General features: G+C 63.9%; 6 protein-coding genes. All 6 read right to left on the reverse strand.

Going from position 1 to position 7,150, the window contains the following annotated elements:
- Positions 1–113: 113 nt before the first annotated feature.
- Positions 114–344 (reverse strand): hypothetical protein, encoded by a 231-nt coding sequence (locus V2L18_RS23280; RefSeq protein ID WP_336180745.1) that lies wholly within the window; start codon positions 342–344, stop codon positions 114–116.
- Between the two features lie 6 nt (positions 345–350).
- Positions 351–707, reverse strand: a complete 357-nt coding sequence (locus V2L18_RS23285; RefSeq protein WP_336180746.1) for a hypothetical protein — start codon at positions 705–707, stop codon at positions 351–353.
- Positions 708–809: 102 nt separating this feature from the next.
- Positions 810–1,373 carry a glycosyl hydrolase 108 family protein gene (locus V2L18_RS23290; protein WP_336180747.1) on the reverse strand — a complete coding sequence of 188 codons (564 nt, stop codon included), beginning with the start codon at positions 1,371–1,373 and terminating at the stop codon, positions 810–812.
- A 75-nt stretch (positions 1,374–1,448) separates the two neighbouring features.
- Positions 1,449–2,051 carry a DUF4376 domain-containing protein gene (locus tag V2L18_RS23295; RefSeq protein WP_336180748.1) on the reverse strand — a complete coding sequence of 201 codons (603 nt, stop codon included), beginning with the start codon at positions 2,049–2,051 and terminating at the stop codon, positions 1,449–1,451.
- A complete protein-coding gene (locus V2L18_RS23300; RefSeq protein ID WP_336180749.1) occupies positions 2,051–3,694 on the reverse strand; it encodes a hypothetical protein in 1,644 nt (547 codons plus the stop codon). Before V2L18_RS23300 ends, V2L18_RS23295 begins: the two co-directional genes overlap by 1 nt.
- A gap of 134 nt (positions 3,695–3,828) precedes the next feature.
- Positions 3,829–7,150 (reverse strand): hypothetical protein (locus V2L18_RS23305; protein WP_336180750.1); only part of this gene is annotated, 3,322 nt, incomplete at its 5' end.

The following is a 7,150-nucleotide window of genomic DNA, read 5'->3' on the forward strand; positions in this document are numbered from 1 at the left end:
TGCACAGGCTTTCGATCGCCGCGTTCAGTCCAACGATCTGGCGCCGGGTTTCTCTCGTGTCGTTCCGCGAATAGCGGATCGGCTTCAACGCATCGCCGCAGGCGTCTGAGACATCAGTCCCGTAGGTTCGGGTCGCTGTCGTCTGGCAACCCGCCAGAAGCATCAAACCGGGCAATGGCAGCATCAGAAGCAGCCTCGGCCTTGTTCGCGGCATCCCTCGACGCCTCCAGTTGGGCCGCAATCGCCTCGGCTGCCCCGGCGTCGAGGAGTTGCCTGTCTCCCAGGAACCCGACGAACTTCCGGAGCAGCGAGAGCGCGGCCAGAATGATCTTGAGCCACGTCATGAGCGGTCAGACGGCCGAGGCCGCATCCTTGTCGTCCTGTCCGGCAACGATGGCGGCATTCGAGGCATAGGCGTTGCCGATGGTCGCCACCGCGTCGGCATTGGTGTTCTTGCCGAAGTTGATGGCCAGGAAGTTCAGCACGGCCAGCACATAGCCCCACCACCTGTTATCGCTCTTGCTGGCGGTCGCCGCCGTGATGGCGTTGGCGATGAGCACGAGCGAGGCGATCACGCTCCAGATCGTCGCCGCGTTGTCGGACCAGAAGCCCGTCACGGTGGAAATCCAGGCGGCATCCGCGGCGAAGGCCGAACCGGAAGCAAAGACGAGGCCCGCAAGCCCCAGAACCACAGAGAGAATGCGCATATCAGTCTCCATCGCCCCTGATCGAGCACAACAAGGCCCACGGCCAGCCAGGGACCAGCCGGCGCGGGAAAGGATCGATTGTCGGAAAGGAAAGAGCCCGGCTTATCGGGATGCGGCGCGGGCGAGCAGGATCGCGCGGTCCAGAACGCCGGTATCATTCGGCTGGAAGCGGGCGCGGTAGCCTTCGACGCGGTGCGTCCAGCCCCGCCCGAAGGTGGCAAAGGTGGAAAGCCGATGCAGGAACGACATGCGCCGCTTGCAGACAGCAGAGACAAGCGCTTCCGGATCGGCGGCACGGGCTGCGGCAAGTGTGATGTTGCCGATGGTCCCGTCCGCCCGGACGCCAAGGGCGCGCTGAAGCGCCTTGACCGCCCGGCGCACGCCGGAGTTCACGGCGAAATCAAACACCGCGAATTCCACGCCTGCCGGCAGGCCGTCGCCCCTGACCGCGTCCCAATACTGGCTTCGATAGATCGAGGCGACCTCGTCGGCCGTGATGTGGCGGACGCTTTGCGTGCGCAGCCCGAGGCGTTTGCGATAGGCGGTATAGACCCGTTGTGTGACGCCCCTATTGGTGGCGCCGCCGGGGTCTTTCGGGTGGTTGATGTAGCCGCCCTCATAGGCCAGCACCCATTCCAGGCACTGGCGGTAGTTCTGAAAGGACATGGGTAATCCTCATACGTGCAGGCACAAAAAAGCCCGCTCCAAGCGGGCAACGAACGATCGTGTTTTCGGAGCTGGTCAGCCGCCCCGCGCCGCGGCGAATGCGGCATCGACGGCCGCGCGCGTCGTGACCTCGCCGGCATTGATCGCGAGAGCGACGGTTTCTTCCGCGGCGAAGCACGCAGCGACATGGGCAAGGACGGCGTCCGACATGGCGACGATCGCCGCGGCATTGAGAGCGAACCAGCCGTTCAATGCCTTCCAAGTGGTCGTGAAATCGGCATCCGCACCGGCTTTCACCCGCGCCGCCAGAACCTTGCCCTGACTGTCGCGGTCGGTCGCAATTTCCATTGTGTCGACGGTGAGCCCGCCCGTTTCCGCATCGAAGCGAATGGACGCAAGGTGAGTCTTGAGCTCGTCGGGCGTCGGCGCGGGCGCCGGCGGCGCGCTCCACGCCCCGTCATCTTGGCGGACATAGCCCGCGAACACGTCGTCCTCGACTTCGATCCAGCCGTCCGCGATCACCCCGGCGACAGCGGCGCGCGCCGGTTGCAGAATGATGGTCGCCCCATCCGCGCCCATCTCCGCGATCTCCTCCACCGCCTCTTGCGGTGCGACGGACCACACCGGAACCTTGCTAATCGTGCGGGCGATGCCATCAATGACCAGGGCGTATTTCATCAGGCGATCCTCCGGAAAATGACCTCGGCGAATGTCTCCGGTCCACCGTGGTTGACCGACACGCCGAGGGCCTGGTCGGCGTTGGTGTTGACGTATTGCTGAAACTCGAGCGATGCGGCGGAGGCGAGCACGAAACGCCCGATCACACACAGCGTGCCTGAGTTGGCTTCTGCTGATCTGGCGTAGTAGGCGGAGCCCTCGCAAAGCGTGACGCCATTCGTCACGTCCTGAAGACGCAACTGCGTGGAACGCGTCGCATAGGTAGCCGCAACGCCGTGAACGAGATACGTGCCGGCGGGGAGCGTCACCCGATTTTCCGCAAGGCTCGCGGACGGGATGTTGTTCACCTCGATCGTCTGCAACGGCCGTGCGAACCAGGCCAACGTCGCGTCCGCATAGCCGCCCTTCTCGCCGCTCGGCCGTTCATCACGCACCCACAGGATCGCGTCCTGAGCGGCCGCCACATAGGCCGTGTTCGCCGTTCGCAGGGAATTGTCGCCCACTTCCTGACCGGGCACCTGAAGCTCCGAGTAGATGCGCATGACATGGCTTGCGCGATCCACCGCGAAGATCGTTGCCGATGCGGTGCCGTCGTCGTGATAGGAGGACAGGGAGAGATTGGAGCCGGTATCGTCTCCGGTCTCGGCGTTCGCGTTGGCATGCAGTGACCAGCGATTGACGCCTCCCGTCAGCCAGCGGAACATCGCGCTCCAGCCGGACGGGGCGTCCGCGTCAATGAACGCGCTGCCCTCCTCCGCAATCGCCCGCACGCGGGTATTGCCTTCCGTCCGCCGCAGGACGAGATCGCCGCCGCTCGTGATCGTTCCGCCAACCGACCAGTTGCCGGCGACGCCACCGGCCGGGGCCTTCTTCTGGTCAAGCGCTTCCAGCGCCGCCTGCACGTTGGTCGAACCGATCCCGCCAAAAGGCGCGACCGAGATAAGCCTTGCCGGCGCCCCCACCGTACTTTCGGCCCGTGCAGCAAACCTCTGAGCGTCTTGCCGTGCGGCAATCGCCTTTTCTTCCGCCGCTTCCGCACCGCGTCGGGCCGTCAAAGCCCCCGCCGCGTCGGCTGCCGCGTTGCGTTCCGAGTTCGCCGCGGCTCTGGCGGAGCCCGCCGCGGAGGTCATCTGGCCCGCAAGGGTTTCCGGATCATAGGCGACGGTTTCAAGACGTGCGCCCGCCCCCATTCGCGCGACATGCCCCTTCGGCCAGCTCGTCGGGACTTCCAGCAAGGGAAGTTCCCCTTCCTGCGTGGCCGGGACCGCGATCGATCGGGAGGCTCGTGCCTCGACTGCCTGAATACTCAGTGCCATCTTGTCGAGCGCATTGGAAATGACGGCCGTATCGAGCTTCGATCCGTCGAACGCGTAGCCCTGGGCATAGTCGCTGACGAGCGCGATTGTCAGGTAGCAGCCGGCGGGGAGAAGCGACGGATCGAAATGGATCGCGCCGGTGGAGAAGGCGCCGCCGCTCACGGTGAACTGATCGCCGTGCGTCCAGACTGTATTCCGCCCCTGGGCATCCGTTGCGATGACGGCCAGATCGCCGGCATCGTGGAACACAAAGTCGATCTGGGCGGAGCCGGTGACACCGTCGCCCATGACCTGAACCCGTCCCCTCGTAAACGCGGGAATTGTCATGTCTGTTTTCCTGATTGGATGAAGAGGAGTGGGAAATCAGCAGTGCGAGTTGCGCCGGATCGAGACGGAAGAGCGCCTTGCATCCTGACGGCAAAGATCAATTGGATTGCTGAGCCCTGCTCTATCGAGCGTGGTCACTCCACCGCGTTTTCAAGCGCGGGTCTGACCTTTGTGTTCAGCAGAGTGCGGGCGCCGGGCAACGTCCCGCCCGGCACAAGGCGAAGCATCGCCTTCGCGCCCTGCCTGTCGACCTCGCCCCTTGCGGTCTGCGAGGCGATCGTCACCAGATCCTGGACGAGCCCGACGCTCGGCCCAAAAAGGGCGCCCATCGAATTGCGTGAGGCGTAGCGCGAAACCGTGCCGCCGGTATCGCGATCCCCCGCCGCCGTCTGCAAAGCCGACGTGATGGTGAGCGGGACCGGCCCGGCGTGGCTCACGCCGATCTTGTCCATGGTGTTGGAGATCTGGAACGGGATTGCCAGCAGCCCGGAGCGATCGAGACCGTTGGCGATCCACTCGCCCGGATTGTCCAGCAGCCGCTCGGCCCGGTCGTCGTCGCCGCGCTCCTTGTACTTCGCCCACGATACGAGCATGCCCAGCGCGGTCGAAAACACCATCTGTTCGGCCAGGCGGTGCGGGCGCTCCTGCAGACCCGCAATTAACACGCGCTGGTGACTGGCAAGCGCAAACGACTGAAATTGCGTGACGACCTTGCCCCAGTTGGAATGCGTCCACAGAGGCGTATCGGCCACACCTTTCGTGACGATCGTCCGATCGACATCCTTGTTCAGCGCCGCGGCGAAGGCCCGGCGCGCGACATCGTCGTCCCAGGCTTCGACATTGGCGCCATAGACGTTTTTCTCCCGCACGCCGTGGGTACGGAACTGCGCCGCGATGCGACGCGTCATATCCTCATCGAAACCCAGATAGGCCATATAGGCCCGCTCTTCTCTCGACATGGCGCCGGGGCGGAGCGCGTTCCGCATGATCCGGTTTTGCGTCATCACCGCAGCCATGGTCTTCATCGTGTCGTTCCACGCGCCCAGAAAGGTCAGCCGCGAAAACACGTTGGAGGAATTGGAGAGAAACCGCTCGAACGTGGAGCCGTAGGCATAGGGGTCCGTCAGCTCCGCCAACTGTGCAAGCCGGCTCTGCAATACGGTTTCCGTAACCGCCCCGAGAGCCCGCGCATCGGCCCGGGAGATCTTCGCCGCCTTGAGGCGCGAGACAAGAATGGGCACCCCGTCCCGCATCGTGGCGCGCACACCGTGCACGGCGACGGAACGCGACAGATCCGAAAGGCTGGAGAGCGCCACACCGCCCAAGAGCCGCATGTAATTGAACGTCAATGCAGCCCGCGTCAGCCTCCCCCAGTTGGAATTCTGTTCGGCCGAGCGATATGTGCCCCGGATCATGTCGCGAAACGCCGCCAGATTGGTCTGGTCGCGCTCAAAGGCTTTCGTGAGGCTCTTGCGCTCGGCTTCCGTTTTGGCCGCATCGAGCTTCTGGTGATACTCGTCGTCCAGCGCCTTGAACTGGTCCCGCATGTCGGCCCGGCCGAATTTCGAGGTCAGCTCCACTTCGGCCCCGGCCGTTCGCGCATAGTGGCGCGTGATGGCGTCCATGTCGCTGACGAGGAAGCCTTCCAGTTCCACGTCGGGAATACGGAGCAGGCGCCCTTTAAGCGGGCCTCGCGTTGCCGGGGTGAGCCATTGCGGCATATCCCCCTGACCATTGCCCGTGACGTTGTCATAGATCGAGTTGACGATCTCGTTCACGTACTCGTTGAAATCTTCCGGCGAAATGAAATCCAGATCGTCCCCGGCATCCTTGGGCAAATAGGGCTTCAGCTTCTCGACTTTGGCCTCGCCTTTGATAACTCGCTCATCGACACCAATCTTATCGTGCCGGAGCGCACGCAGCTCGGCCGCGATTTCCGGCGTGACCTTGCCTGCGGGAACGGCCTCCAGCTCCTCTATACGCTTGCCCAAACGCGATTGCCGGGCCTTCACCTGCTCCAGCCCTTTCCGGGCGTCGGCATAGTCAACCAGGATCGACACGCGCCGGGAGCCATTGGCGTACTGGCGCACCTCGTTGATCCGCGCTTCAAGCTCGTTCAACTCGTCCGCCAGCTTGTCGGCAGACGCACCGGCAATTGTCTGTTCTTTAGCGACATCGTCGGTCAGCCGGTCGAAATCCTCCAGGTCGCGGTTCATAGCGGCAATGCGCTTGTCGAGATCCGTCAGCTGATGTTCCGCCCTGACCGCATTGTCGAGGTATTGGCGGACCTCTTTCACACTCGCATTCGGGGATAGCCCGATACTGTCGAGCCAATGCTCGACATTCTGTTCCAGCGCATCCCGAGCCGCCTCTTCCGCCAGTTCATCGCCTTCGCGCAGAGGATTGCCGCCCAACTCGTCCCGGATCGCGGCCAGCACTTCGTCTCGATCGACATAGCCGCTGTCTGGGTCGGACATGCGTGCAAGCAACGGGTCTTCGCCGGCCACGAGATTGTCGATATCGCGCAAGCCCTTCTCCTTGCGCAGAAGGCCCGGCACGGTCTTGTGGGTTACCCCCATATGGCGCAATTCGGCTGCCAGATCGGAATCGGCGTGCACGCCGCCATGCGCCTTCAGGATGCCGAGGATCGGGTACCGGGCGCGCGACGGGCGCGCGCGGCCAACCCGCGCCACATCCTTCATAATCGCGTCGTCATGGCGCGTGGACTTCGCCACGTCCAGCACCGAGCGCGGGACGCGATCTCGCAGCACGTCGAGCCGCTTGCCCTCCTCCTTGCGGATCAAATCGACCTTTCGTGCGCGCACGGACTTCCGCTTCTCCAGACGGCCTTCCACGTTCTTCAGGCGCGTGTGAGCGCGCGCAAGCTCGTCATCCAGATCGGTAGCCTTGTTGATGGTCCGCGCGATGCGGATTTCCTCCTGGCGCTCTTGCGCTTTGCGCACAGCACCCGAAACATGCCTTCGCACGATCGCCTTGAACTCGGATGCGCGGGCGATGATCTTTGGCCGGTCATAGACACGCGTCACGTAACTCAGAGCAGTGTCGAGGTGCAGGTCTTGGGGCAGGATGCGCAATTCCTGCATGCGTTTCAGAAGGGGATCAAAGATCTTCTGACGCGCCAGTTGCGCGGCTTCGCTCACGAACTCGTTGCCGTTCGGGTCCACATCCCCGCGCCGGGCGGCATAGGCGACGGCCTCCGTGAACGCACGGCGACGCCCCTTCCATTTGCCCGCCTTGCGCGCCGCGCGGTAGAGCTTCTTTTCACCGATCAGATACTCGGCAACCGCGCCGCGCTCGTAGTATTTGACCAGGTTCTCGACACTCGCCCCCGTGGACGAGGCATCGCCGCCGTGCGTCAGATCGCTGCCGAGCGACCGGCCTTCCATGTTCATCTTCGTGTAGATCGGATTGTCCACGAGACGGGCGTAGGCCTCA

This window comes from Breoghania sp. JC706, assembly GCF_037026715.1.
In the GTDB taxonomy this organism is placed as follows: Bacteria; Pseudomonadota; Alphaproteobacteria; order Rhizobiales; family Stappiaceae; genus Breoghania.

Excerpts from the sequence above, each read along its gene's own strand:
- V2L18_RS23280 (WP_336180745.1), bottom strand. The coding sequence starts at position 344 with ATGACGTGGCTCAAGATCATTCTGGCCGCGCTCTCGCTGCTCCGGAAG.
- V2L18_RS23285 (WP_336180746.1), bottom strand. The coding sequence starts at position 707 with ATGCGCATTCTCTCTGTGGTTCTGGGGCTTGCGGGCCTCGTCTTTGCT.
- V2L18_RS23290 (WP_336180747.1), bottom strand. The coding sequence starts at position 1,373 with ATGTCCTTTCAGAACTACCGCCAGTGCCTGGAATGGGTGCTGGCCTAT.
- V2L18_RS23295 (WP_336180748.1), bottom strand. The coding sequence starts at position 2,051 with ATGAAATACGCCCTGGTCATTGATGGCATCGCCCGCACGATTAGCAAG.
- V2L18_RS23300 (WP_336180749.1), bottom strand. The coding sequence starts at position 3,694 with ATGACAATTCCCGCGTTTACGAGGGGACGGGTTCAGGTCATGGGCGAC.